Annotated in this window: 25 protein-coding genes; 10 read left to right on the top strand and 15 right to left on the bottom strand. The window is 65.9% G+C overall.

The window, feature by feature from the left end:
- Positions 1–4: 4 nt before the first annotated feature.
- From L0976_RS04900 to L0976_RS04885, 4 genes are all read right to left on the bottom strand, one after another.
- Positions 5–409, bottom strand: a complete 405-nt coding sequence (locus L0976_RS04900) for a hypothetical protein (RefSeq protein WP_203316115.1) — start codon at positions 407–409, stop codon at positions 5–7.
- 81 nt (positions 410–490) lie between these two features.
- Complete coding sequence (locus tag L0976_RS04895) at positions 491–1,459, bottom strand: 2-hydroxyacid dehydrogenase (protein WP_234186371.1); 969 nt, start codon at positions 1,457–1,459, stop codon at positions 491–493.
- Between the two features lie 28 nt (positions 1,460–1,487).
- Positions 1,488–2,516, bottom strand: coding sequence for a LacI family DNA-binding transcriptional regulator (locus L0976_RS04890; protein ID WP_203316117.1), 1,029 nt, complete (start codon positions 2,514–2,516; stop codon positions 1,488–1,490).
- A gap of 56 nt (positions 2,517–2,572) precedes the next feature.
- Positions 2,573–3,103 carry a MarR family winged helix-turn-helix transcriptional regulator gene (locus L0976_RS04885; RefSeq protein WP_234186370.1) on the bottom strand — a complete coding sequence of 177 codons (531 nt, stop codon included), beginning with the start codon at positions 3,101–3,103 and terminating at the stop codon, positions 2,573–2,575.
- A 91-nt stretch (positions 3,104–3,194) separates the two neighbouring features.
- Here L0976_RS04885 and L0976_RS04880 point away from each other — a divergent pair, with 91 nt between their 5' ends.
- The 3 genes from L0976_RS04880 (at position 3,195) to L0976_RS04870 (ending at position 6,231) form a co-directional block, all read left to right on the top strand.
- Positions 3,195–3,986 (top strand): creatininase family protein, encoded by a 792-nt coding sequence (locus L0976_RS04880; RefSeq protein WP_234186369.1) that lies wholly within the window; start codon positions 3,195–3,197, stop codon positions 3,984–3,986.
- A gap of 99 nt (positions 3,987–4,085) precedes the next feature.
- Positions 4,086–5,210 carry a GTP-binding protein gene (locus tag L0976_RS04875; RefSeq protein ID WP_234186368.1) on the top strand — a complete coding sequence of 375 codons (1,125 nt, stop codon included), beginning with the start codon at positions 4,086–4,088 and terminating at the stop codon, positions 5,208–5,210.
- Between the two features lie 31 nt (positions 5,211–5,241).
- Positions 5,242–6,231, top strand: a complete 990-nt coding sequence (locus tag L0976_RS04870) for a WD40 repeat domain-containing protein (protein WP_234186367.1) — start codon at positions 5,242–5,244, stop codon at positions 6,229–6,231.
- A 72-nt stretch (positions 6,232–6,303) separates the two neighbouring features.
- On the opposite strand, the gene L0976_RS04865 is transcribed toward L0976_RS04870, so the two are convergent.
- Positions 6,304–6,603 carry a hypothetical protein gene (locus L0976_RS04865; RefSeq protein ID WP_234186366.1) on the bottom strand — a complete coding sequence of 100 codons (300 nt, stop codon included), beginning with the start codon at positions 6,601–6,603 and terminating at the stop codon, positions 6,304–6,306.
- 249 nt (positions 6,604–6,852) lie between these two features.
- Here L0976_RS04865 and L0976_RS04860 point away from each other — a divergent pair, with 249 nt between their 5' ends.
- Entirely contained in the window at positions 6,853–8,019 is a 1,167-nt protein-coding gene (locus L0976_RS04860) for a hypothetical protein (RefSeq protein WP_234186365.1), read from the top strand.
- Between the two features lie 4 nt (positions 8,020–8,023).
- Here the strand turns inward: L0976_RS04860 and L0976_RS04855 are convergent, their stop codons facing one another.
- From L0976_RS04855 to odc2, 4 genes are all read right to left on the bottom strand, one after another.
- The gene (locus L0976_RS04855) at positions 8,024–8,470 is read right to left on the bottom strand and encodes a glyoxalase superfamily protein (RefSeq protein WP_203316124.1); all 447 of its coding nucleotides are present in this window, start codon (positions 8,468–8,470) and stop codon (positions 8,024–8,026) included.
- Positions 8,471–8,712: 242 nt separating this feature from the next.
- A complete protein-coding gene (locus L0976_RS04850) occupies positions 8,713–9,393 on the bottom strand; it encodes an OmpW family protein (RefSeq protein WP_370643598.1) in 681 nt (226 codons plus the stop codon).
- A 197-nt stretch (positions 9,394–9,590) separates the two neighbouring features.
- Positions 9,591–10,178, bottom strand: coding sequence for a GNAT family N-acetyltransferase (locus L0976_RS04845; RefSeq protein WP_234186364.1), 588 nt, complete (start codon positions 10,176–10,178; stop codon positions 9,591–9,593).
- A gap of 91 nt (positions 10,179–10,269) precedes the next feature.
- On the bottom strand, positions 10,270–11,403 hold the full coding sequence (odc2, locus tag L0976_RS04840) for an ornithine/lysine decarboxylase (protein ID WP_234186363.1): 1,134 nt from the start codon (positions 11,401–11,403) through the stop codon (positions 10,270–10,272).
- 605 nt (positions 11,404–12,008) lie between these two features.
- Between odc2 and L0976_RS04835 the strand changes: the two genes are divergently transcribed.
- From L0976_RS04835 to L0976_RS04825, 3 genes are all read left to right on the top strand, one after another.
- A complete protein-coding gene (locus tag L0976_RS04835) occupies positions 12,009–12,914 on the top strand; it encodes a LysR family transcriptional regulator (protein WP_203316128.1) in 906 nt (301 codons plus the stop codon).
- A gap of 73 nt (positions 12,915–12,987) precedes the next feature.
- A complete protein-coding gene (locus tag L0976_RS04830; protein ID WP_234186362.1) occupies positions 12,988–13,629 on the top strand; it encodes a DUF1007 family protein in 642 nt (213 codons plus the stop codon).
- A complete protein-coding gene (locus L0976_RS04825; protein ID WP_234186361.1) occupies positions 13,623–14,633 on the top strand; it encodes a nickel/cobalt transporter in 1,011 nt (336 codons plus the stop codon). The genes L0976_RS04830 and L0976_RS04825 overlap by 7 nt, the downstream gene beginning before the upstream one ends.
- Positions 14,634–14,644: 11 nt before the next feature.
- On the opposite strand, the gene L0976_RS04820 is transcribed toward L0976_RS04825, so the two are convergent.
- The 4 genes from L0976_RS04820 to L0976_RS04805 form a co-directional block, all read right to left on the bottom strand.
- Positions 14,645–14,857 carry a hypothetical protein gene (locus L0976_RS04820; protein WP_234186360.1) on the bottom strand — a complete coding sequence of 71 codons (213 nt, stop codon included), beginning with the start codon at positions 14,855–14,857 and terminating at the stop codon, positions 14,645–14,647.
- Entirely contained in the window at positions 14,854–15,546 is a 693-nt protein-coding gene (locus L0976_RS04815; RefSeq protein WP_234186359.1) for a GNAT family N-acetyltransferase, read from the bottom strand. Before L0976_RS04815 ends, L0976_RS04820 begins: the two co-directional genes overlap by 4 nt.
- 99 nt (positions 15,547–15,645) lie before the next feature.
- Positions 15,646–16,338, bottom strand: coding sequence for a tellurite resistance TerB family protein (locus tag L0976_RS04810; protein WP_234186358.1), 693 nt, complete (start codon positions 16,336–16,338; stop codon positions 15,646–15,648).
- 153 nt (positions 16,339–16,491) lie between these two features.
- Positions 16,492–17,130, bottom strand: coding sequence for a 2-dehydro-3-deoxy-phosphogluconate aldolase (locus tag L0976_RS04805; RefSeq protein WP_203316134.1), 639 nt, complete (start codon positions 17,128–17,130; stop codon positions 16,492–16,494).
- A 154-nt stretch (positions 17,131–17,284) separates the two neighbouring features.
- Here L0976_RS04805 and L0976_RS04800 point away from each other — a divergent pair, with 154 nt between their 5' ends.
- Both L0976_RS04800 and L0976_RS04795 read left to right on the top strand, forming a co-directional pair.
- A complete protein-coding gene (locus L0976_RS04800) occupies positions 17,285–17,770 on the top strand; it encodes a CYTH domain-containing protein (protein WP_203316135.1) in 486 nt (161 codons plus the stop codon).
- A 54-nt stretch (positions 17,771–17,824) separates the two neighbouring features.
- Positions 17,825–18,763, top strand: a complete 939-nt coding sequence (locus L0976_RS04795) for a rhodanese-related sulfurtransferase (protein ID WP_234186357.1) — start codon at positions 17,825–17,827, stop codon at positions 18,761–18,763.
- A gap of 30 nt (positions 18,764–18,793) precedes the next feature.
- Here L0976_RS04795 and L0976_RS04790 read toward each other — a convergent pair whose 3' ends face one another.
- Positions 18,794–20,170, bottom strand: coding sequence for a GH1 family beta-glucosidase (locus tag L0976_RS04790; protein WP_234186356.1), 1,377 nt, complete (start codon positions 20,168–20,170; stop codon positions 18,794–18,796).
- A 215-nt stretch (positions 20,171–20,385) separates the two neighbouring features.
- Between L0976_RS04790 and L0976_RS04785 the strand changes: the two genes are divergently transcribed.
- Positions 20,386–21,249: an HD-GYP domain-containing protein gene (locus L0976_RS04785; RefSeq protein WP_203316138.1), complete on the top strand. Its 864-nt coding sequence runs from the start codon at positions 20,386–20,388 to the stop codon at positions 21,247–21,249.
- 43 nt (positions 21,250–21,292) lie between these two features.
- Here L0976_RS04785 and L0976_RS04780 read toward each other — a convergent pair whose 3' ends face one another.
- Positions 21,293–22,477 carry a Gfo/Idh/MocA family protein gene (locus tag L0976_RS04780; RefSeq protein ID WP_234186355.1) on the bottom strand — a complete coding sequence of 395 codons (1,185 nt, stop codon included), beginning with the start codon at positions 22,475–22,477 and terminating at the stop codon, positions 21,293–21,295.
- Positions 22,478–22,522 lie beyond the last annotated feature (45 nt).

The raw sequence follows: 22,522 nt of genomic DNA, 5'->3' as shown, positions 1-22,522 counted from the left end.
GCCGTCAGTCGGCGGACATCATCGTGATCAGGGCGTCGGCGGGCTCCACCGCCTCGTAGGCGAAACCGTCGCCATCGACGACGGTGAGGATCGACTCGCCCCGTGCGTCGGCGACGACGGCCGTGCCGTCGCCGTTGTTCGTCCAGGTCCGCGCCTTGGAAAGGCCGGGCCAGACGGCGTCGCAGTCTGCGCCGGCCTCGAAACGCGCGCTGCGGCTCGAAATGGGGCTGCCGCGCTCGGCAAGGCAGGCCGTGTTCGCCACCGCGTTGGAGATCGTGTAGCTGTGCCCCGCGGCCCGGGCCGGAATGGAGCCCGAGACGATGGGATCGATGCCGGGCGCCTGCGTCCGGTAGCTCCAAAGACCGAAGGAAACGGCACCGGCCAGAACGGCAATCGTCAGCATCTTCATCGGGCTCTCCTTCATCGCGGTTCGACGCAGGAATTATGCGCCCGCAAGCTTGCGGAATGGTTAACGAAGGCTTTCCGTCCCCTACCCCGTTTTTCGCGTAAAGGGCGTTTCCGGCACCGGCGTCAACGCGGCGCCCCGGCCGAACCAGGAAAAGAGATTGTCCACCACCAGATCGGCCATGGCATCGCGCGTCACGACCGAGGCGGAGGCGACATGCGGCAGCAGCGTGGCGTTCGGCTGGGCGAGCAGCGCCTCCGGCACGTTCGGCTCGTCGTAGAACACGTCGAGGCCCGCGGCGGCGATCACGCCGTCCTCCAGCGCCGCGGCCAGCGCCGCCTCGTCCACCGTCCAGCCGCGCCCGACATTGATCAGCACGCCGTTTGCCCCGAGCGCCCGCAGGATCGCCGCGTCGATCGTCCTGTGCGTCTCCGGCGTTTTCGGCACGATGGCGATCAGGATATCGACGGCCTCGGCGAGCGCCGTCAGGGACGGATGGTAGGCATAGGGCACGCCCTCGTGCGGCCGGCGCGTGTGATAGGCGATCTCGATGCCGAAGCCTTTCAGCCGCTCGGCGATGGCAAGGCCGATGCGGCCGAGGCCATAGATGCCGGCCTTGCGCCCGCGCAGGCTGAGCGGCGTCAGGGGGAAGGCGCCCTCGCGCGTCCAGCGCCCCTCGCGCAGCCACGCCTCCGCCTGCGGCAGGCGGCGCACGGTGTTGATGAGGAGCCCGATGGCGGTATCCGCCACCTCGTCGTTCAGCACGTCCGGCGTGTTGGTGACGGCGATGCCACGCCCGGCGGCGGCCTGCGCGTCGATGCCGTCATAGCCGACGCCGAAGCTCGCGATGATCTCCAGCGAAGGCAGGTGCTCGATCATCGCAGCGCCGAAGCTGCCCGAAACGGCAACGCCCGAAATGCTCGCCGCCTCGGAGCGGGCGAGAAGGGAGGGATCCGCCCGGTCGATGCGCACGACGTCGAAGCCCTCCCTCAGACGATCGAGCACCCGCTCGCGGATCGTGCCGGGCACGAGAATGCGTGTCTTCGACGCCATGGCGAAAACCTCCTTCTGCGACAGGCCCTCAGCCTTCGGGATGCGGCTTCAGCGGTCCGGTCGATTGCCGGATGCGCATTTCCGGCTTGATGAGATGGATGCCGTCAGGCTCGTGGCTGCCGGAGAGCTTGTCGAGCAGCGCGCGGGCGGCATTGCGCCCGACCTCCGACTGGCCGTTCCAGACCGTGGTGAGGGCGGGCGTGGCGATCGCCGCCTCCTCCAGGTCGTCATAGCCGGTGACGGAGACGTCGCGGCCGGGCACGAGGCCGGCGCGGGCGATGCCGTTCATGAGGCCGATGGCCACGAGGTCGTTCCAGCAGACGGCCGCCGTCGGCTTCTGCGGCAGCGAGAGGAAATGCACCGCCGCCTCGAAGCCGCCCTGCTTGGTGCGCGGGCCCGGGATGCGAAGGCCGGGATCGACCTCGATATTGGCCTTGCGCAGCGCGTTGACATAGCCCTGGTAGCGGTCGCGGCCGGTGGACGTCTGGTCCGTGCCGCCCACCATGGCGATGGTGCGGTGGCCGAGGCCGATCAGGTGGTTGGTGGCGAGCGATATGCCGTAGCTGTCGTCGCCGCGGAAGATCGGCACGTCGAGGCCGTCGATGGAGCGCGCGATCAGGATCGCCGGCATGCCGTTGTCCTCGGCAAGCTGGATGTCCTCCGGCGGCGTGCCGATGGCCGGCGACATGATCACCCCGTCGCCGCCGAGCTGCAGCAGCGTCTCGACGAAATTGCGCTGCTTCTCGACCGAATCGTAGTGGTTGGAGAGGATGAAGGTCTGCCGGTCGCGGTCGAGCTCGCTCTCGATGGCTTTGAGGATTTCCGCATAGAACGGGTTCATGATGTCGTGCACGACGACGCCGATGATGCCCGAGCGGGAGGTGCGAAGGCTCGCCGCGCGGCGGTTGTAGATATAGCCGAGCGCGCGTGCCTGTTCCTTGATCCGGTCCCGCGTCGTAGCGGCGACAAGGGGACTGTCCCTCAGCGCAAGCGATACCGTCGCCGTGGAAACGCCGAGCGTCTCCGCGATGGTGGAAAGCTTGATTTTCTGTGCCACGACCCCTCCCCAAGAACGCGCAGCAACGCGGCTTTAAAACCGTTTATTTAAACAGTTTAAATGTCCTCGGCAACCGCCTTTTCACCCCGCGTGTCCGGCATGGCGGCATGCAGGTTCTCGTCCATGGCGCGCAGCAGCTTGAGGAGATGGCGCACGTCCTTTTCGCTGAAGCCGTCGGCCGCCTGCCGCTCGCTGAGGCGGCCCGCCTCGGTGATGCGGTCGACGGACGCGCGGCCGGCCTCGGTGAGATGCACGACGGTCAGCCGCCCATCGGTCTCGTCGGGCCTGCGCTCGACGAAGCCCTGCGCCTCCAGGCGGCCGATGGTGCGCGTCATGGTCGGCGCCTTGACGCCGAGCCGGGCAGCCAGCGCGCCGGCCGTCAGACCGCCCTCCTCGGCGAGCGCGAGGATCACGCCATCCTGTCCTGCATAAAGGCCGGTCGCCAGGAGATTGCGGGAAAGCACCGTGCGCATCGAGCGCGCCGCATTCACGACGGCGGTGGCAAGGCCCGTGCCCGAGACATCCTCGTGCGATTTCTTCTTCTTGGCCTTCTTGCCGTCCTTGCCGTCCTTGTGCTTCTTGCCCATGCATCGCCTCCTGCACCGCCCTTGCATCGCGGGCGCGGCCTTGTATGACAGAGGAAGAAGGCTGGCGGCAAGTAAGGATCGGAGAGACACCATGGCGCATCCCAGGACGCGATGGACCGAAAACGACCCCATGCTGGCGCCGGAAGACCGCGCGGACTGGATCGCGGTCCTGCCGCTCGGCGCCCATGAGGGCCACGGCCCGCACCTGCCGCTGGAAACGGACACATTGATCGCCGAGGGCATCGCCGACAGGCTGATGGCCGCGCTGCCGCCGCACCTGCCCGTCACCGTCCTGCCCGCAGAGCCGGTGGGCTACTCGCCCGAGCATCTCGACGTGCCGGGCACCCGCTCGCTCGGCTATGGCGAGGCGGTGGAGCGCTGGCTGCGCATCGCCGAGGACCTCCACCGCTTCGGCATCCGCAAGCTCGTGCTGCTCAACGCCCATGGCGGCAATTCACCCTTGATGACCATCGTCGCGACCGAGGCGCGCATCCGACTCGACATGCTCGTCGTCGCCACCGCCTGGACGCGCTTCGGCCAGCCGGAGGGCTGGATTTCGCCGGAAAACAAGGCCATCGACATCCACGGCGGAGACATAGAAACCTCCGTCATGCTCGCCCTCCACCCCGAGCTGGTCCGCATGGACACGGCCGAGCGCTTCGGCTCGCGCCAGGCGGAGTTCGCCGCGCGCTTTGCGCATCTGCGCGCCTATGGTCCGCATGCCTTTGGCTGGAAGATGTCCGACCTCAACCCGAAGGGTGCGGCCGGCGATGCCGCCGCCGCGACGGCGGAAAAGGGAGAGCAACTCATCGCCCATGCCGTTCGCGGCCTCGTCGCCCTCCTCGAGGACGTCGCCGCCTTCGACGCGGATGCGCTCCGCTGACCGCGAAACGTCGCGTCCGGGATTTGCGCTGGCCCTTGCGATCTCCTATATCAGTCGCCGACCGGACGCTTGGCGTCCCCGTACCCGTTCGAGGTTCCCATGACCGAAACAGCCCTTCCCAAGCCCATTCCCGTCACCGTGCTCACCGGCTATCTCGGCGCCGGCAAGACGACGCTGCTGAACCGCATCCTCACCGACAACCACGGCAAGAAATATGCCGTCATCGTCAACGAGTTCGGCGAGATCGGCATCGACAACGACCTGATCGTCGAGTCGGACGAGGAAATCTACGAAATGAACAACGGCTGCATCTGCTGCACCGTGCGCGGCGACCTGATCCGCGTGGTGGAAGGCCTGATGCGCCGCCCCGGCCGCTTCGACGCCATCATCGTCGAGACCACCGGCCTTGCCGATCCGGTACCGGTCGCCCAGACCTTCTTCATGGACGACGACGTGCGCCAGAAGACCGAGCTCGACGCCGTGGTGGCCCTCGTCGACGCCAAGCACCTGCCGCTGCGCCTGAAGGACAGCCGCGAGGCCGAGGACCAGATCGCCTTTGCCGACGTCGTGCTGATCAACAAGACCGACCTCGTGAGCCCCGAAGAACTCGCCCGGGTCGAGGCCACGGTGCGCGCCATCAACCCGTCCGCCCGCATCCACCGCACGACCCGCTCGGAGATCGACCTCACCAAGGTTCTCGACCAGGGTGCGTTCAACCTGGAACGCGCGCTGGAGAACGATCCGCATTTCCTCGACCACGATCACCCGGACCATGTCTGCGGCCCCGATTGCGGCCATGACCATAATCACCATGATCACGACCACGATCACCACCATCATGATCATGATCATGATCACGACCATCACCACCACGACCATGGCCACCATCACCACGACCACGGCGTCTCGCCGATCCATGACGTGACGGTGCAGTCGATCTCGCTGCGCGGCGGCGAGATGAACCCCGAGCGCTTCTTCCCCTGGATCCAGAAGATCACCCAGACGGACGGCCCGAACATCCTGCGCCTCAAGGGCATCATCGCCTTTGCCGGCGATGACGAGCGCTATGTCGTGCAGGGCGTGCACATGATCGTCGAGGGCGACCACCAGCGCGCCTGGAAGGATGGCGAGAAGCGCGAAAGCCGCCTCGTCTTCATCGGCCGCGATCTCGACCGCGAGAAGATCGAGCGCACGTTCAAGGCCTGCGAGGCGCAGAAAGCATGATGCCGGAAAGCGTGAAGGAAAAGACCCGATAATGCCGACAGTCGCGCCTCTCGATCTCGACGGCCACGTCATTGCGGCCGCCTTCCTCGGCGACGTGCCGTTCTTCGCCACCGCCTCCGGCGCCATCCACCGCCTCGACCAGGGCGAGAAGGTCACCGAGGCGCATGACGGCCTGCTCGCCTGCGTGCGCGACGAGGCGAACGACACGCTGATAACAGGCGGCGAGGACGGCAAGGTGCTGCGCATCGCCGCCGACGGCAGCGCGACGCTTCTGGCCGAAGTGCCGCGCAAGTGGATCTCCGTCGTCGCCGCCGGCCCGCAGGGCGCCGTCGGCTTCGCGGAAGGCCGCACGGCGCGCGTGCGCCTTGCCGACGGCACGATCAGGGAATTCACCGAGGGCCGCTCGGTCGAGGGCATCGCGTTTGCGCCGAAGGGCCTGCGCATCGGCGCCGCCCGCTACAACGGCGCATCGCTGCACTGGGTCGCCATGGCCGCCCCGCCGGTCGATCTCGAATGGAAGGGCGCCCATACCGGCATCACCTTCTCGCCGGACGGCCGCTTCGTCGTCACCAGCATGCAGGAAAACGCGCTGCACGGCTGGAAGCTCGATGCCAAGCCCGGCGCCGAGACCCGCCACATGCGCATGACCGGCTATCCGGCCAAGGTGAAGTCGCTCTCCTGGTCCGTCAAGGGCAAGTGGCTCGCCTCCTCCGGCGCGCCCGCCGCCATCGTCTGGCCCTTCTCGGCCAAGGACGGCCCGATGGGCAAGCCGCCGCTGGAACTCGGCACCCGCGCCGATGTCATGGTGACTTCCGTCGCCTGCCATCCGGGCGAGGACGTCGTCGCCATCGGCTATTCCGACGGCATGGTGCTCGCCGCCCGCTTCGCCGACAGCCGCGAAGTGCTGCTGCGCCGGCCCGGCAAGGGCGCTGTTACCTCCATGGCCTGGAGCCGCAACGGCAAGCTCCTCGCCTTCGCCAGCGACGCCGGCGATTGCGGCGTGATCGATCTCGCCGGCTGAACCCATGCGAAAACCCGGGAGAGCAAGCTCTCCCGGGCCCACTGGCCGCAGGGGCAGGGCGGGAAGGTGCGGTCAGTGTTTGCGGGACTTGCAGCCGCAGTCGCTGCCGCCGAGGATGCCGAGGGCATTGCCGTTCAGGATGCCGGACAGCGTGCCATTGAGATTGTTGCTCAGCACGCCGTTCAGCACCTTGTTGCCGTCGTTGTCGCTGAGGACGTTACCGACGCCGATGCTGGGGGCGATCACGATGCCGCCGGTCTTGGTCTTGTTGCCGCTGAGGATGCCGAGGCCGAGCAGGCCGCCGGCCGAAGCCTGGCCGGCGCCGGCAAGGGCGATGACGGTTGCGATGGCGATGATGCGGGTCTTGTTCATGCTCTCTCTCCTTTGGTTGCACACCTCTTGGATGCACAATCAAAGGTAATATGAACTTCGATTTACTCAACCCGATTTCCCAATTATAGCAAATAGTTAACCATAATAAAGACAAGTTTAACGAATCCCTACCGGACACAACTCCAGGTACTTTACTTTGCATTTGTCAGGTTAAAATCAACCAATGAGGGAATTTTTAACCATGCAACCCTAGGATTCCGTTTCAGAAACGGACAGGGGCAAATTCCGATGGGCTTGTTTCGCGGCCTCCTTTGTGCGGTTTTCGTAGCCGCCTTCTGCAACCCGGCAAACGCCGACTCAACCATCGATTACAGCGTCGGTGGCGGCTGGACCGGGAATGTCTTCAAGGATCCGTCCGCTCTTTCCTCTCCATTCACCGAGGCCAAGCTCTCCCTGCGTGGCAGCCTGGCGCTGGAGGACTCCGAATTCGCCTACGGGCTGAATGCGAGCGCCAGGCGCCTCGCCCGCTACCGTTTCTCCGACGAGCGGCGGGCCGGCGTCGAATTCGGCCTCGACCGCGATCTGGGCGAGGCGGTGAAGCTCACCCTCAGGGGCGGCATCGAGCACCGGCAGGAAGGCGACCTCTTCCTCGCCCTGCCGGGGCTCTTGATCGGCTACCGGAAGGCCGAGGTCGCCGCCGCCGCCAGCGCCGGGATCACCGTTGAGCACGCAGGCGGCAAGAGCCGTCTTGTCGCCGCCCTGTCCAGTCTGCACCGGGGAAAGGCACGCTTCACCCTGCCCGCCCTTCCGCACACCCGGCTCGAAGCGGACAACCGGCTGCTCGATCTCACCGGCGGCCATATCCGCCCGCTTCTCGGCGGCGAGGCGGGCATTACGCTGCAATACCGCACGAACCGCATTCCGGCCGGCCAGCAGCATCCGCTCGACCGCTTCCCGGCAGAGACCTTGCGCGGTTCCCTGGCCTATGGACGCGCCTTCGGCGACGGCATCACGCTGATGGCGGAGGCAGGCATCGTGCGCGTCGGCAGCCCCGAGCTCGGCCTGACGGTCGGCCGCACCCGGCCCTTCCTGAAGGCGGAACTCGCCATCCCGCTCCCTCGGGACACCGTTTTCAAGGCGAAGTTCGGGCGCGACATGCAGCTCGCCGACATCGACGACCCGCTTGGCGAGGACGTGCGCACCGCAGGCCTGTCGCTGGAAACGGCGCTGACGGAACGGCTGAAGCTCGCCCTCGCCTACGAGCACGCCCGCAGCGACTGGCTCTATTACGATTACCGCACGCGCGCGACCGCGACGACCGCGACCCTCACCTATACGCTCGCAAAGGGTGCCGCCGCGGCGCTGGAATACAGCCACCTCGTGCGCCGCGAAACGGACAAGGCCGCCGGCTTCAGGGTCGACGGCCTTGCGATGCGGTTTTCGGGATCGTTCTGAGCGATCACCATTCGAGTTCGAGATGCGGCCTGCCGTTGGAGGTCTTCTCGGTCGTCCGCCCCGTCTCGTCGACGGTGCACGTCACGCGGTGGCGGAAGGCCGAGAAGCTTTCGAAGGTGACCACGTCCACCGGCTCGTCGAAACGCAGGGTCATGCGGTAGCGGCCGGGCTGGCTCGTCACCGCCTGCACGCCCAGCACCTCGGCATCGAACGGCTGGCCAAGATAATGACCGCGCACGCGCGCGCCCAGCATCCAGGGATCGAAGGGCGGCCGGTTGCCGACGGCCGCATGCAGCGTGTTCCAGTCGCGAAAGCCGTATTGCGCGGCGATGAGCTCGAGCGCGCGGGAATGGGAAATGTCCTGCCCCTCGGCGGAAAAGCGCGCGCGCAGCCGCCTTGCCTGGTCCTTCAGGGCATCGAGAGAGGGTAGTGGCGTCGATGATGGACGCATGTCGGAACTCCAGTCGTGGCATGCGTCGTTTCGGAGGGGGCCCGCATTGCCACCGGTTCGCATGCGTGATGCTGGAAGACCGATCGATTCTGGAGAGACTTCACCAAAGCTTGCGCTCGCGGACGGCAGGGGCTCTCACCCTTCGTCCGTACATAGGATGTCGCGGCCGGAGTGTCAAATCCCCGGCCGCGTTGATGGATAAGCCTGGAAACCCGCCTCAGTGAAGCAGGTCCTTCCCCTGCTCAGAAGCGGTAGGTCACGCCCGTGCCGATCAGCCAGGGATTGAGCTTGGCCTTGCCGGTGAGGGGCGTACCGGCCCTATTGACCTTCCACTCCGGTTCGAGGAACAGCTTCTTCACGTCGAAGTTCATGCCCCAGTGGTCGTCCAGCATGTAGTCGAAGCCCACCTGAAGCGCCGCACCCAGCGTATTCTTCACGTCGAGGTCCGTGAAAGCGCCGGAACCGGACTGGTGATAGAACAGCGAGTAGTTCACGCCCGCGCCGACATAGGGCTTGAAGGCGCCGAGATCGGTGAAATGATATTGCAGCGTCAATGTCGGCGGCAGCAGCCAGGTCTTGCCCACCTTGCCGAGGCTGGCAATCGAGCCGTCGGCCGTCACATTCGCATAGGTCGTACCGAGAATGAGTTCGGCGGCGATATTGTCCGTGAAGAAGTAGGAGATATCGAGTTCCGGCACCACCGTATCCGAGAAGGACAGGTCGGATCCGGGGATCCCGTCGACGAAGCCGCTGTTCTCGGTTATCACGCCGAGGCCGCGCACGCGGATCTGCCACGGGCTCTTCGCCGCGACGTCGATCGTCGCCTCCGGCGGCGCCATGCGTTCGGCGAGGTCAGCCGCGTGCAGCGGGCTTGCGATAGCGGCCAGGCTGAGGGCGGCGGCGCCCAGCATGCCCATACCCATATTCTTCATGTCGTCTCTCCATCAGTCACGACTCTTCTTTGCGGCGTGACTATGAAGCGGCCGGAAGGCCTAACCATTTGAGATGAATCAAATGAAGGCTTGACGAACTTCAACTATCGCCTGAATTTGCGCGAGTGTTGAAATTTCTCCAATGATAACAATGATAAAAATCAAATTCCCATTGGATCATCCCGCCCTCAGGCCGCCTTGCGCAGCCCCGCGGAAAGGCGCCGGCCGCTCGCGACGAGGACGCCCGCCGCGCCGCCCAGCCAGCCGTCCTTCAGCTCCAGTCCCAGGAAGCGGCGACGCTCGAACGGGCCGGGCATGACGAGGTGCCGCGCCTTCTCGGCAAAGAAGCCGAAGCGCTCATAGTATTCGGGATCGCCGACGAGCAGCACCGCGCCGTGGCCGCGGCTGCGCGCTTCGGTGATCGCCGCGCGCATCAGCGCCCCGCCGATCCCCTTGCCCTCGTGTGCGCAATCGACGGCGAGCGGGCCGAGCAGCAGCGCCGGAACGGCATTGCCATCGGCATCGACGCCCGCCTCGACATCCCACAGGCGCACCGTGCCGATGACATGGCCATCCGCATCGCGCGCGACAAGGGCGAGGCCCTCGGCCGGCAGGCGTCCCCGACGCAGCTTTTCGGAGGACTTGCGGAAGCGCCCCTCGCCCATGACGCGGTCGAGCAGGCGCTCGCGCGCGACGATGTCGCCGGCGTTTTCCCGGTCGATGGTGAAGGCGGCATGCGCGAAAAACGCACGCACAGAATCAAGAACAGTGGCCATCTCCGGGCCTCCCGCACTCAAAACCGATTCAGACGGTATCCAGAATGAATTGTGAAGCTGGCGCTCCCGCAGGGACGGGAGCGCCCGGTCGTCAGATGACGTAGGCCTTGAGCGGCTCGAAGCCGTTGAAGGCGACGGCCGAGTAGGTCGTCGTGTAGGCGCCGGTGCCTTCGATCAGAACCTCGTCGCCGATCGAAAGGGTGATCGGCAGCGGGTACATGTTCTTCTCGTACATCACGTCAGCCGAATCGCAGGTCGGGCCGGCGAGCACGCAGGGCTCCATCTCGTCCTGGTCGCGCCCGGTGCGGATCGGGTAGCGGATCGCCTCGTCCATGGTTTCGGCAAGGCCGCCGAACTTGCCGATGTCGAGGAAGACCCAGCGATGGTTGTCGTTGTCCGACTTCTTCGAGACGAGGACGACCTCCGCCTTGATCACGCCCGCATTGCCGACCATGCCGCGGCCCGGCTCGATGATGGTTTCCGGGATGTGGTTGCCGAAGTGCTTCTTCAGCGCGCCGAAGATCGCCTGGCCATAGGCTTCGGCCGACGGCACGTCGCGCAGGTACTTCGTCGGGAAGCCGCCGCCCATATTGACCATCTTCAGCTCGATGCCCTGCTTGGCGAGCTGCACGAAGACGCGCTTGGCATCGGCAAGGGCCGAATCCCAGGCGTCGAGCTTCGTCATCTGCGAGCCGACATGGAACGAGACGCCGTAGGACGTGAGGCCGAGCTGGTGCGCGTAGACGAGCACGTCGACGGCCATCTGCGGCACGCAGCCGAACTTGCGCGACAGCGGCCATTCGGCGCCCTCGCCATCCGTCAGGACGCGGCAGAAGACGCGCGCGCCGGGGGCGGCACGGGAGATCTTCTCGACTTCCTCATGGCTGTCGACGGCAAAGAGCGAGACGCCGAGCGCATGCGCGCGGGCGACGTCGCGTTCCTTCTTGATCGTGTTGCCGAAGGAGATGCGCGAAGCGGTCGCGCCGGCATCGAGCGCCATTTCGATCTCGGCGACGGACGCGCAATCGAAGTTGGAGCCCATGGAGGCGAGCAGGCGCAGGATTTCCGGCGCCGGGTTGGCCTTCACGGCATAGTAGATGGCGCTGTCGGGCAGCGCGTAGCGGAAGGCCTTGAAGTTGTCGCGCACGACATCGAGGTCGACCACGAGGCACGGGCCGTCGGGACGTCGGGTGTTCAGGAAGTCGATAATACGTGCAGAAGCCATCTCGGTATTCCCCATATCCAGGTTTCTCCGGGAAAACCCCGGAGGACAAAGGGCAGATGCGGCAACGCTCTGGAACCAGCCGGTGGAGACCCCGGAACCAAGCATGCGCAAATGCGCGAACGGTGAACCGAAGCCCGCCTAGGCTTCAATTCGGCTTTGTCTGCCATGGATTGGCGGGAGAACCCGACCGCACGTCCGGCAATGAAGGTGTGCCTCTTCAGTAACCCCGGCTGTTGGAAAGCCGGCAGACACCAGAAAGGCCCGCACCGTCGTTGCTTCAAGATGTCCTCGCATTTCCCGGTTGGCCGGAATAGCGACTGGAGCGGTTAGGTCCAGGTACCTTACCGATGATCCTCACCAAATCGAGGGTCGGCGGACACCCACAGGCACGTGCGACTTTGGGCAAGCGCGGAGATAGGAAGAATCGCTGTCGTAATCAAGAGTTTTTTGCGGGTTGCTATTGAAAATATTGTGACAGCCACGACATTCGCCGGACTGGTTTTCAAAGATCGTTTATAAAACACCGGCCGCCGCTCTCTGGCCGGAGGCCCGCCTCCCTTCGCACCGTCCGCGAGACGAAGCGGCGGATAGCCAAGTGGGGATACATGGATACATTGACCCGAATCCGGGCCTTCATCGACGTCATCGACGCCGAAGGCTTTTCCGCAGCATCCCGCAAGACCGGCCGCTCCAAGGCGCTGCTGTCCAAATATGTGCGGGAGCTGGAGGACGAGCTGGGCACGCTGCTTCTCAACCGCACCACCCGCCAGTTCTCTATGACCGAGGCCGGCCACACCTACTACCGCACCGCCTCCGACATCCTGAAGGAGATAGACAACCTCGCCGATCTCGTGCGCGAGAAGAACACGGACCTGCGCGGCAAGCTGAAAGTCTCCGCCCCGCGCACCTTCGTCGATGCCGATATCGGCCAGTCGCTGATCGATTTCGGCCGCGAGCATCCCGAGCTTTCGCTGGAGATCGTCTCGGACGACCGCTTCGTCGACCTGGTCGAGGAAGGCTTTGACGTCGCGATCCGCATCACGCGGCTGGAGGATTCGGCCCTCATCGCCCGCAAGCTCGGCGATTTCTTCCTGAAGATCTGCGTGACGGAGGAGTTCATCGAGCGCGTCGGCCCGATCAACCACCCGAGCGACCTTGCCCGCCTGCCCTGCATCATCGATACGAACGGCAAGTCGCACAGCAACTGGCGCTTCGTCGACGAGAAGGGCGCGGGCTTTTCCGTGCCGGTCGGCGGCCATATCGAGGTGAACAGCCCGACGGCCGCGGTGCGCGCGGCGGCAAGCGGCCTCGGTGTGGCGCAGGTGCCGGCCTTCATCGCCCGCCCATGCCTCGATTCGGGGCGCATCGTCTCGATCCTCGAGGATTACCTTCCGACCGACCGCGGCATCTATGCGATCTACCCGCACCGGCGCTACCTGCCGGCCAAGGTCCGCACCTTCGTCGATTTCCTGCACGCCTGGTTCCGCCGCAATCCCGGCATCGAGGCATGACAGGTCCCAATTCCGACCCATTTGCGGTACATTGATCCGGCCGATTCACGCCGCCCGGGAGGTTTGAAAACCCATGCGATTCCTTCCTCTTCTCGTCGCCGGGGGGGCCCTCCTCGCCCCGGTGGCCGCCCTTGCCCATCCGCACGTCTTCGCCGAGGCGCGGCTGGAGGTGGTGGGGAACGAGGAAGGCACGATCAGCGAATTGCGCAACGTCTGGCGTTTCGACGAGATGTTCTCCGCAAGCGTCGTCATGGATTTCGACAGCAACAGCAACGGCCAGCTCGACCCGGACGAACTGGCCGAGGTCGGCAAGACCGTGCTCGAGTCGCTGGAGGAATTCAGCTACTACACGACGATCACCGAGGACGGCAAAGCGGTGAAGGTCTCCAAGCCCGACGTCATCAATGTCGACTTCAAGGACGGCCAGCTCCTGATGTTCTTCACCGTCAAGCCGGGCGAGGTCATGCCGCTCAAGGGCAAGCTCACCTTCGGCGTCTACGATCCCACCATGTATGCCTCGATGGACTTCGCCTCGGACGGCGACCTCGTCACCATCGGCGACAAACTCAACGCCTGCAAGCACGAGGTCGTACGGCCGGATCCCGACGAGGTGCTCTCCCAGAACCAGGGCAGCCTGACGGAAGCCTTCTTCAACGACCCGGCCGGCACCGACATGTCCAGACTCTTCGCCACCCGCCTGGAGGTCACATGCTGACCCGTGGCCGCGCGCTTGCGCTCATCACCCTGACGCTCGCCGTCGCGGCGACCGCGACCCTCGCCCACGCCCAGTCCCCGCTCGGCATCGGCTCGGCGGAACCCGGCTTCAACACGACCGGCGCCTTCGGCGGCCTCTTCGCCTGGATCAACGCACAGCAGCAGGGCTTCTACCGGCTGATGACGGGTGCGCTGAAGGACATGCGCGAAAACCCGTGGGCGGCCACGACGCTGGCCGGCCTTTCCTTCGCCTATGGCGTCTTCCATGCCGCCGGCCCCGGCCACGGCAAGGCCGTCATCTCCTCCTACATGCTGGCGAACGAGGTGGAACTGAAGCGGGGCGTCGCCCTGTCCTTCCTCTCCTCCATCCTGCAGGGCATCGTCGCCATCCTGCTGGTCGGGGCGGCCTATCTCTTCCTGCGCGGCACCACGGTCTCCATGACGGACGCGACGCGGGCGCTGGAGACCGGCAGCTACGCCCTCATCGCCCTCTTCGGCGCCTGGCTCCTCTTCCGCAAGCTGCGTCCCGCCCGCCGCCCCTCGGCGCTCGGCGCCATGGCGGTCGAGGTCCACGATCACCATCATCACGATCATCACGATCACGCGCACCACCACCATGCCGGCGAGGTCTGCGCGACCTGCGGCCACGCCCATGCGCCGGATCCCTCGCTGCTGAAGGGCGAGCGCTTCGCGCTGCGCGAGGCATGGTCCGCCATCGTCGCCGTCGGACTGCGCCCCTGCTCCGGCGCGCTCATCGTGTTGAGCTTTGCGCTGCTGAACGGCCTCTATCTCGGCGGCGTTCTCGCCGTGCTCGCCATGTCGATCGGCACGGCCATCACCGTCTCGATCCTCGCCACGCTCGCCGTCACCGCCAAGGGCGCGGCCGTGCGCTTCGCCGGCAACGGCTCGGCCGCCGTGCGCGTCGGCACCGCCATCGAGATCGGCGGCGCGGCCCTGGTGATGATCCTGGGATTGCTCCTGCTCGGCGCGTCGCTGCAGGGCTGAGCGCGGACGCGCTAGTTGCCGCGGCTGCGCTGGTAGCGCGCCCTGAGCCAGAACACGAGGAAGAAGCCGAGCACCAGCAGCGTGCCGAAGACGCCAGCCAGCCACGGCGAGACATCGCCGAGCGCGATCATGACGCGCGGCAGGAAATAGAACGCGATGCCCGTGCCGAGCAGGATGAAAAGCGCCGCAAGCGCCGCCGACTTGCCCTTGCCGTCCCCGCTCATGCCGCGCCCGCCCTGGCGATCTCGGCGCGGATGTCCTCCAGCCTGCGCTTCTGCCGCCCCTCGGCGTCGAAATTCTCCGGCAGCAGCCAGGCATCGAACGCCTTGGCGACGACCGGCCATTCGCTGTCGATGATCGAGAACCAGGCGGTATCGCGGTTCTCGCCCTTGGAGAGCATGTGCTGGCGGAAGACGCCTTCGAAGGTGAAGCCGAGACGGGCCGCGGTGCGCTTGCTGGCCTCGTTGCCGTTGTGGCACTTCCACTCGTAGCGGCGATAGCCGAGATCCTCGAAGACGTGCTTGGCGAGGAGATACTGCGCCTCGGTGGAGAGCGGCGAGCGGGACATGCCGCCGCCATGGGCGATGCCGCCGATCTCGACGACGCCGTTGGCCGGGTCCGGCCGCATGTAATGCGCCATGCCGACCGGCTTGCCGCTCGCCTTGTCGACGATGACCTCGCGCACCCAGCCCGACCGGATCACCGCCTCGGACCACGCATCGAAATCCTCGATGCCTCCAAAATCGGCCTGCGCGAAGTAGCGCAGCAGCGGGTTGATGCCCATGCCGCCGAAGGCGTCCCAGAGCGCCTGAAGGTGCTTCGCGCGGTCATAAGGCTCCAGGCGCACAGTGCGTCCCTCGAGCGTCACCGGCGCCGGCGGCGGGCAACCTTTCCAGTCCTTGAGATCGCGCATGAAAATCCTCCTTCGGTCTTGCCGAAGGGATAGAGCAGCGGGCGGACCGAGGCAATGCGGAAAACGGGGAGCGGCGTTCGGCCGCTTCCCCGGCTGATGTCAGACCGTGGCGGCCGAAACCGTCGCCTCGATATGGTCGACCAGCGCATCGGCAAGGCCGAGGCGACCGGCGAGCAGGTCGAGATAGCCGCGCTCGGCGCGCGACTTGGGCTCGATGGCAAGGCGCGAGGCGGTATAGAGCTCGACGCGCTGCTCCTCGCTCCTCGCCGCCGCGACGATGGCGTCGAGATCGACCGGGCTGGCAAGCTCGTCCTCGAGGAATTTCGCGGCGTCCTCGCCGAGACCCGAGACCTTCAGCTTGTCCAGGATGCGGGCGCGCTCGGCATCGTCGATATGGCCGTCGGCGCGCGAGGCGGCGATCATGGCGCGCACGAGAACGAGGGCGAAATCCGTGCTGACGGCATCCGGATGGAAGCCGGAATCGACAGGCGGCGGCAGCAGCTCGGGCGTGCCGGCCCCGGCGGTTTCGACCGGGTTCTGGCCGTCGCGATAGTTCTTGTAGGCCTGGTAGCCGAGGCCGGCGATGGCGGCAAGGCTGCCGAGCTTCAGCGCCGAGCCCGCGACCTTGCGGCCGCCGTCCGTGCCGAGCAGGACGCCGGCGATCGCGACGGTGGCAAGCGGATTGTCCTTGGCAAGCTGGGTGACCTGGCCGGCGCGGTCGCGCACGGTTCCGCCCGCGCCGGGCACCTGCGAACCGAGGAACTGGTCGAGCAACTTCTTGGCGTCAAACATGGGCGGTCTCCGTTTCTCCAGTCACGGCAAGGGCCGGCTGCAAGGCAAGATAGGAATGCCCCTTCCAAATTACAAACGCATAACGGGCGGCCAATGGCCGCCCGTCTGAAATTGCCTTGAACCTGTCCCTGCCCCGGGGATCGGCCCCGAGGATCAGCCCTTGAGGGCCGCAGCTTCGGCAGCGAGCTTCTCGATGCCCGCCCAGTCCCCTTTGGCCACAAGCTCCTTCGGCGCGACCCAGGAGCCGCCGACGCACACGACGTTCGGCAGCGAGAGGTAGTCACGGGCATTCGACAGGGAAATGCCGCCCGTCGGGCAGAACAGCGTGCCGGCAAGCGGCGAGGAAAGCGACTTGAGGTAGGCCGCGCCGCCCGCCTGTTCGGCCGGGAAGAACTTCATGACCTGGTAGCCCTCCTCGCGAAGGCCCATGACCTCGCTGGCGGTGGCCGCACCGGGCAGCAGCGGGATTTCGGAATCCGCCGCGGCGTCGATCAGTTCCTGCGTCGTGCCGGGGCTGACGATGAACTGCGACCCCGCCTCGACGGCCGCCTCGTACTGCGCGGCGTTGAGGATCGTGCCGGCACCGGCGACGGCGCCCTCGACCTCGTTGGCGACCGCGCGGATGGCCTCCAGCGCGGCGGTCGTGCGCAGCGTGATCTCGATCGCCTTCAGCCCGCCCGCGACCAGCGCGCGCGCCAGCGGAACCGCCGTCTTGACGTCGTCGACGACCAGCACCGGCACCACCGGCTGAAGCTTCAGGACGGAAAGCAGCTTGGCGTTTTTCGCGCTCATGGGACCACCTTTTTAAAACGATTGAATTGAAAGCGGCATATCGCGTCCGCGACGTTCTGTCGAGCCTAAAGCATGATTCATGGCCTTGTCATGACACACTTATCGTGTAGTCTTCCCCTCGCCCAAGCCCATCTCCAACAGCGAAAGCGAGCCGATGGCTAAAGAGATCGAGCGGAAGTTCCTGGTGTCGGGCCAGCGATGGCGCACCTTCGCGGATGACGGCATCGCCATAAGGCAGGCCTATATCGTCGCCCAGGAAGACCGGTCGCTCCGGGTCCGCATCTATGGCGACGGGCGCGCGCGCATCACGCTGAAAGTCGGCCACACCGCGCTGGTGCGTGACGAATACGAATTCGACATCGATCGCGACGAGGCCGAGGACATGCTGCGCCACGCGGTCGGCAACGTCATCGAGAAGGTGCGCTACCGGGTGCCGCACGAGGGCCATGTCTGGGAAGTCGACGTCTATGGCGGCGTGCACCGCGGCCTCGTGATCGCCGAGGTGGAACTGTCCTCGATCCACGACGAGCCGGCCATGCCCAACTGGGTGGGCCGCGAGGTGACGGGCGAAAGCCGGTATTCCAACCAGGCGATGGCGCTCGGCATCAGCAACGGCGCGAGCCTGCGCCAGCTCGCCTGAACCGGTACACCACGCCGCATTGCCTGGAACGCGGCGAAGCTGTATGTGGCGGCCATGACAAACGAGATCTCTTCGCCCGCTGAGAACGGTGGCTTCCTGGTCGCCGCGCTCTATCACTTCGTCTCCGTTCCGCGCTTTGCCGAACTGCGCGCGCCGCTTCAGGCGCTGTGCGAGGAAAACGGCGTGCGCGGCACGCTGCTGCTCGCCCATGAGGGCATCAACGGCACGATCGCCGGGCCGGACGCCGGTGTCCGCGCGGTGCTTTCCTTCCTGCGCAGCCAGCCGGAATTTGCCGCGCTGGAGCACAAGGAAAGCCGCGCGGGCGACATGCCGTTCCTCCGCATGAAGGTACGGCTCAAGAAGGAGATCGTCACCATGGGCGTCGAGGACATCGTCCCCAACCGCTCCGTCGGCACCTATGTCGCGCCGAAGGACTGGAACGCGCTGATCTCCGATCCGGACACGATCGTCATCGACACGCGCAACGACTACGAGACGGCGATCGGCATCTTCAAGGGCGCGATCGATCCGAACACGAAGACCTTCCGCGAATTTCCCGGCTGGGTGCGCCGGAACACCGGCCTGCACAACAAGCCGAAGATCGCCATGTACTGCACCGGCGGCATCCGCTGCGAAAAGGCGACCGCCTTCATGAAGGCCGAGGGCTTCGACGAGGTCTACCACCTCAAGGGCGGCATCCTGAAATACCTGGAGGACGTGCCGCCGGAGGAAAGCCTGTGGGAGGGCGCCTGCTTCGTATTCGACGAGCGCGTCTCCGTCACCCATGGCCTGGAGGAAGGCGAGCACACGCTCTGCCGCGCCTGCCGCCACCCGCTGACCGTCGAGGAGATCGCCTCCCCGCTCTACGAGCCCGGCGTCTCCTGCCCGCACTGCCATGCGAGCCGCAGCGAGGAAGACCGCATGCGCTTCCGCCAGCGGCAGAAGCAGATGGACCTGGCGAAGAAGCGCGGCGAGCGTCATCTCGGGAAGTAGGCGCGAAGGGCGCCTCACCTCGGCGCCAAGCTATCCCTCGCGATGGTTCCCCTTGGGAAACTGCCCGGCAAGCGCCGCATACCAGTGGCCGCTCTTCTTCACCGTGCGCACCTGCCTCTCATAGTCGACATGGACGATGCCGAAGCGCATGCGGTAGCCTTCAGCCCATTCGAAATTGTCCATCAGACTCCAGGCGAAATAGCCGCGCATCGGATAGCCCTCGCTTATAAGGTCCGCCGTCACGCCGAGATGATCGGCGATGTAGTCGAGGCGGGGCTGGTCATCCACAACGCCGTTTTCCACGCCCATGTTGTAGCAGGCGCCGTTCTCCGTGATGTAGCAGTCGGGCAGCGTGTAATCGGCATTGAGCTTACGCACGAGATCGCCGAGCGCCGGGGCATGGACCTCCCAGCCGATGTCCGTCCTGAGGTCGCCCGCCGGCGGGGCCGGTACGGTGGCCGGGAAGTCCGAGCCTTCGGCCGGATCGTCGGCGACACGCATCGGCGTGTAATAGTTGAGGCCCCACCAGTCGAGCGGCTGGGAAATCGTCTCCATGTCGCCGGGCTCGATCTCGGGCATGCGGTGGCCAAGCGCCGACAGGAAGCGTTCGGGATACTCGCCCTTGAAGACCGGGCCGAAGAAGACGCCGTTGTGGAAATCGAAGGCCCGGTCCGCCGCCGCGCGGTCGCCCGCATCGTCGCTGCCCGGATAGATCGAATGGGCATTCAGCACGAGGCCGACGGGAAGGTCCGGCCGCTCGGCGCGGATCGCCGAAACCCCGAGGCCATGGGCGAGGTTGGTGAAATGCAGCGCATGCAGCGCCGCGTCCATGTTGCGCTCGCCCGGCGCGTGGATGCCGTAGAGATGGCTGAGCCAGACCGAGCACCATGGCTCGTTGAAGGTCGCCACCGCATCCAGCCGGTCGCCGAGCCGCGCGATGACCGTGCGGGCATAGCGCTGGAAGGCATAGGCGGTCTGCCGCGCCGTCCAGCCGCCATCGCCCGCCAGCATCAGCGGCAGGTCCCAGTGGTAGAGCGTCGCGAAGGCCTTGATGCCGCGCGCCTTCAGCCCGTCGACGAGGCGGTCGTAGAAATCCAGCCCCTTCTCGTTCACCGGCCCGGTGCCTTCGGGCACGATGCGCGGCCAGGCGATGGAGAAGCGGTAGGCCGCAACGCCGAGCGACTGGATGAGGTCGAGGTCGTCTTCCAGCCGGTTGTAATGATCGCAGGCGATATCGCCGTTGTGCCGGCCGTAGACCCGCCCCGGCATGTTGGAAAAGGCATCCCAGATCGACGGCTTGCGGCCATCCGTCTTTGTCGCGCCCTCGATCTGGAACGCGGCGGTCGCCACGCCGAACACGAAATCGCCGGGGAAACGGCCGGCGAGGGTCTTGGTCTCTGGGATCATTCTCTTCTCGGGTATGAAAATCAAATCTGTAACGTTGCAGTAATGCGCGCGGATGTAAAAATCAATGCGTCCGGATCGGGGCTTACCCCAAAGGAGCGCCGCCCTAAATCAGAGACAGCTTAAACAAGGATTAGGTATTTCCCTGCACCATAGCTCTATTTGGCGGTGTTGGAGGCGTGGTGCAAAGGATCCCGAAACATCTCGTGCGAAAAGGCATGTTCATCGAGGCGATGGAATGCCCGAACGACGAGTTTTCCGGTCGCCGCTTCTACGTGCAATCCGACGAGATGCTGCGCGTGATCCTCGCGACATCGGCGGCCTACGCCCTGGTCAACACGCAGAAGAGCATGGTGGACGCGGGCGCGACGACGGATGCCGCATCCGGCAGGCAGGCCGAGGAGCGCAGGCGAACCCTTGAAGTCGTTTCACAGTCGGCGCACGCCCTGCGCGACGGTTTCGCGGCCGCCCGGTCCGGCCACTTCGAGGCCGAGACACTCGGACCGGTGGCCGACAATATTTCCGACCGCATCGAGGCGGACCCCGACGTCTTCCTGAAGGTCACGCGCCTGAAGACCAAGGACGAGGGCACCTATGTCCATTCGCTGGCGGTCAGCGCCCTCATGATGCGGCTTGCCCGCCTGCTGCACTATGACGAGGACGCGGTGCGCGAGCTTGGCGTGGCGGGCCTGCTGCACGATGTCGGCAAGCTCATGGTCCCGAACGCGGTCCTCAACAAGAACGGGGGCCTCGATACGGATGAAAAGCGCCTGATGCGCACCCACCCGGAGCTTGGATACCGGCTGCTGAAGGAACAGGACGGCATTTCCAGTACCATCCTCGATGTCTGCCGCCATCATCACGAAGCGCTCGACGGCAGCGGCTATCCGCTTGGCCTGAAAGCCGGCCAGATAAGCCGGGAGGTCCGCCTCGCCACCGTCTGCGACGTCTTCGAGGCCCTGACGAGCGCCCGCCCCTACAAGCGGCCGTGGGAAACGAGGGATGCACTGAACTGGATGTTCGAGCGCGGCCACCTGTTCGACAAGAAGCTGGTCATCCGCCTCGGCAGCATCTTCTCCTGAGGAAAGGGATCGCCGCCGTGCCGCGGCGATCCGGCATTCGACGTCAGACCTTCACCCAGGCCCCGTTCCGCTTCGAGGACTGCACGCAGGCATCGACGAAGATCATGCCCTTGAGGCCGTCGTCGACCGTCGGATAGGTGACGGCCGGATCGACCTTCGCGCCGCTGCGCTTGGCGTGGATGGCGCGCGCGGCTTCGGAATAGATGTTGGCGAAGCCTTCGAGATAACCTTCCGGGTGGCCGGACGGCACGCGGCTGACGCGGGCGGCGGCCGGGCCGGAGCCCGCACCGCCCCGCGTGATGAGGCGCTTCGGCTCGCCGAACGGCGTATACCAGAGATAGTTCGGATCGGCCTGCACCCATTCGAGGCCGCCCTTCGTGCCATAGACGCGCACCTTCAGGCCGTTCTCGTGGCCGGGCGCGACCTGGCTGCACCAGAGCGTGCCCTTGGCGCGCACCCCGTCCTTCTCCTTGAAGCGCATCATGACATGGGCGTTATCGTCCAGCCTGCGGCCCGGCACGAAGCTGTCTAGGTCGGCGGCAAGCTCCTCCAGTTCGAGGCCGGAGACGAAGCAGCCGAGATTGTAGGCATGCGTGCCGATATCGCCGGTAGAGCCGCCCGCGCCGGATTTGGTGGGGTCCGTGCGCCAGGCGGCCTGCTTCTGGCCGCTGCTCTCGATGTCCTCGGTCAGCCAGTCCTGCGGATATTCCATCTGGACGAGACGGATCGCGCCGAGCTCGCCGTTCCGGATCATCTCCCGGGCCTGCCGGACCATGGGGTAGCCGGTGTAATTGTGTGTCAGCACGAAGAGCGCATCGCTCTCTTCCGTGAGCTTCTTCAGCTTGCGCGCGTCGGCCAGCGTCGAGGTCAGCGGCTTGTCGCAGATGACGTGGATGCCGCGCTTCAGAAACTCCCTGGCCGCCTCGTAATGCACGTGGTTCGGCGTGACGATCGCCACGGCCTCGATGCCGTTCTTCAGCTTGGCCTCGCGGATCGCCATCTCCTTGAAGCTGCCATAGCTGCGCGACGGGTCGAGCCCGAGCTCGCGCGCCGACTGCTCGGCCCTTTCCGGCGAGGACGACAGCGCGCCGGCGACGAGCTCGTATTGATCGTCGAGCCGCGCGGCGATGCGGTGCACCCCGCCGATGAACGCGCCCGAGCCGCCGCCGACCATGCCGAGCCGGATGCGGCGCTCCCGCGCCTGGCTTGCGCTTCCTTCTATTGCCATGATTTTCTCCTCCGTCCTGCGTTCCTGAAAAAGTCCCCCCTCTGG

This window comes from Shinella sp. NM-101 (assembly GCF_021401195.1).
Taxonomy (GTDB): domain Bacteria; phylum Pseudomonadota; class Alphaproteobacteria; order Rhizobiales; family Rhizobiaceae; genus Shinella.
Note: the sequence above shows the minus strand (reverse complement) of the source record. Positions and strands in the feature narration are given on the sequence as shown.

What these genes read in the sequence shown, in the direction of transcription:
- L0976_RS04900 (WP_203316115.1), bottom strand. Translation starts at nt 409, where the DNA reads ATGAAGATGCTGACGATTGCCGTTCTGGCCGGTGCCGTTTCCTTCGGT.
- L0976_RS04895 (WP_234186371.1), bottom strand. Translation starts at nt 1,459, where the DNA reads ATGGCGTCGAAGACACGCATTCTCGTGCCCGGCACGATCCGCGAGCGG.
- L0976_RS04885 (WP_234186370.1), bottom strand. Translation starts at nt 3,103, where the DNA reads ATGGGCAAGAAGCACAAGGACGGCAAGGACGGCAAGAAGGCCAAGAAG.
- L0976_RS04880 (WP_234186369.1), top strand. Translation starts at nt 3,195, where the DNA reads ATGGCGCATCCCAGGACGCGATGGACCGAAAACGACCCCATGCTGGCG.
- L0976_RS04875 (WP_234186368.1), top strand. Translation starts at nt 4,086, where the DNA reads ATGACCGAAACAGCCCTTCCCAAGCCCATTCCCGTCACCGTGCTCACC.
- L0976_RS04870 (WP_234186367.1), top strand. Translation starts at nt 5,242, where the DNA reads ATGCCGACAGTCGCGCCTCTCGATCTCGACGGCCACGTCATTGCGGCC.
- L0976_RS04865 (WP_234186366.1), bottom strand. Translation starts at nt 6,603, where the DNA reads ATGAACAAGACCCGCATCATCGCCATCGCAACCGTCATCGCCCTTGCC.
- L0976_RS04860 (WP_234186365.1), top strand. Translation starts at nt 6,853, where the DNA reads ATGGGCTTGTTTCGCGGCCTCCTTTGTGCGGTTTTCGTAGCCGCCTTC.
- L0976_RS04855 (WP_203316124.1), bottom strand. Translation starts at nt 8,470, where the DNA reads ATGCGTCCATCATCGACGCCACTACCCTCTCTCGATGCCCTGAAGGAC.
- L0976_RS04850 (WP_370643598.1), bottom strand. Translation starts at nt 9,393, where the DNA reads ATGGGTATGGGCATGCTGGGCGCCGCCGCCCTCAGCCTGGCCGCTATC.
- L0976_RS04845 (WP_234186364.1), bottom strand. Translation starts at nt 10,178, where the DNA reads ATGGCCACTGTTCTTGATTCTGTGCGTGCGTTTTTCGCGCATGCCGCC.
- odc2 (WP_234186363.1), bottom strand. Translation starts at nt 11,403, where the DNA reads ATGGCTTCTGCACGTATTATCGACTTCCTGAACACCCGACGTCCCGAC.
- L0976_RS04835 (WP_203316128.1), top strand. Translation starts at nt 12,009, where the DNA reads ATGGATACATTGACCCGAATCCGGGCCTTCATCGACGTCATCGACGCC.
- L0976_RS04830 (WP_234186362.1), top strand. Translation starts at nt 12,988, where the DNA reads ATGCGATTCCTTCCTCTTCTCGTCGCCGGGGGGGCCCTCCTCGCCCCG.
- L0976_RS04825 (WP_234186361.1), top strand. Translation starts at nt 13,623, where the DNA reads ATGCTGACCCGTGGCCGCGCGCTTGCGCTCATCACCCTGACGCTCGCC.
- L0976_RS04820 (WP_234186360.1), bottom strand. Translation starts at nt 14,857, where the DNA reads ATGAGCGGGGACGGCAAGGGCAAGTCGGCGGCGCTTGCGGCGCTTTTC.
- L0976_RS04815 (WP_234186359.1), bottom strand. Translation starts at nt 15,546, where the DNA reads ATGCGCGATCTCAAGGACTGGAAAGGTTGCCCGCCGCCGGCGCCGGTG.
- L0976_RS04810 (WP_234186358.1), bottom strand. Translation starts at nt 16,338, where the DNA reads ATGTTTGACGCCAAGAAGTTGCTCGACCAGTTCCTCGGTTCGCAGGTG.
- L0976_RS04805 (WP_203316134.1), bottom strand. Translation starts at nt 17,130, where the DNA reads ATGAGCGCGAAAAACGCCAAGCTGCTTTCCGTCCTGAAGCTTCAGCCG.
- L0976_RS04800 (WP_203316135.1), top strand. Translation starts at nt 17,285, where the DNA reads ATGGCTAAAGAGATCGAGCGGAAGTTCCTGGTGTCGGGCCAGCGATGG.
- L0976_RS04795 (WP_234186357.1), top strand. Translation starts at nt 17,825, where the DNA reads ATGACAAACGAGATCTCTTCGCCCGCTGAGAACGGTGGCTTCCTGGTC.
- L0976_RS04790 (WP_234186356.1), bottom strand. Translation starts at nt 20,170, where the DNA reads ATGATCCCAGAGACCAAGACCCTCGCCGGCCGTTTCCCCGGCGATTTC.
- L0976_RS04785 (WP_203316138.1), top strand. Translation starts at nt 20,386, where the DNA reads ATGTTCATCGAGGCGATGGAATGCCCGAACGACGAGTTTTCCGGTCGC.
- L0976_RS04780 (WP_234186355.1), bottom strand. Translation starts at nt 22,477, where the DNA reads ATGGCAATAGAAGGAAGCGCAAGCCAGGCGCGGGAGCGCCGCATCCGG.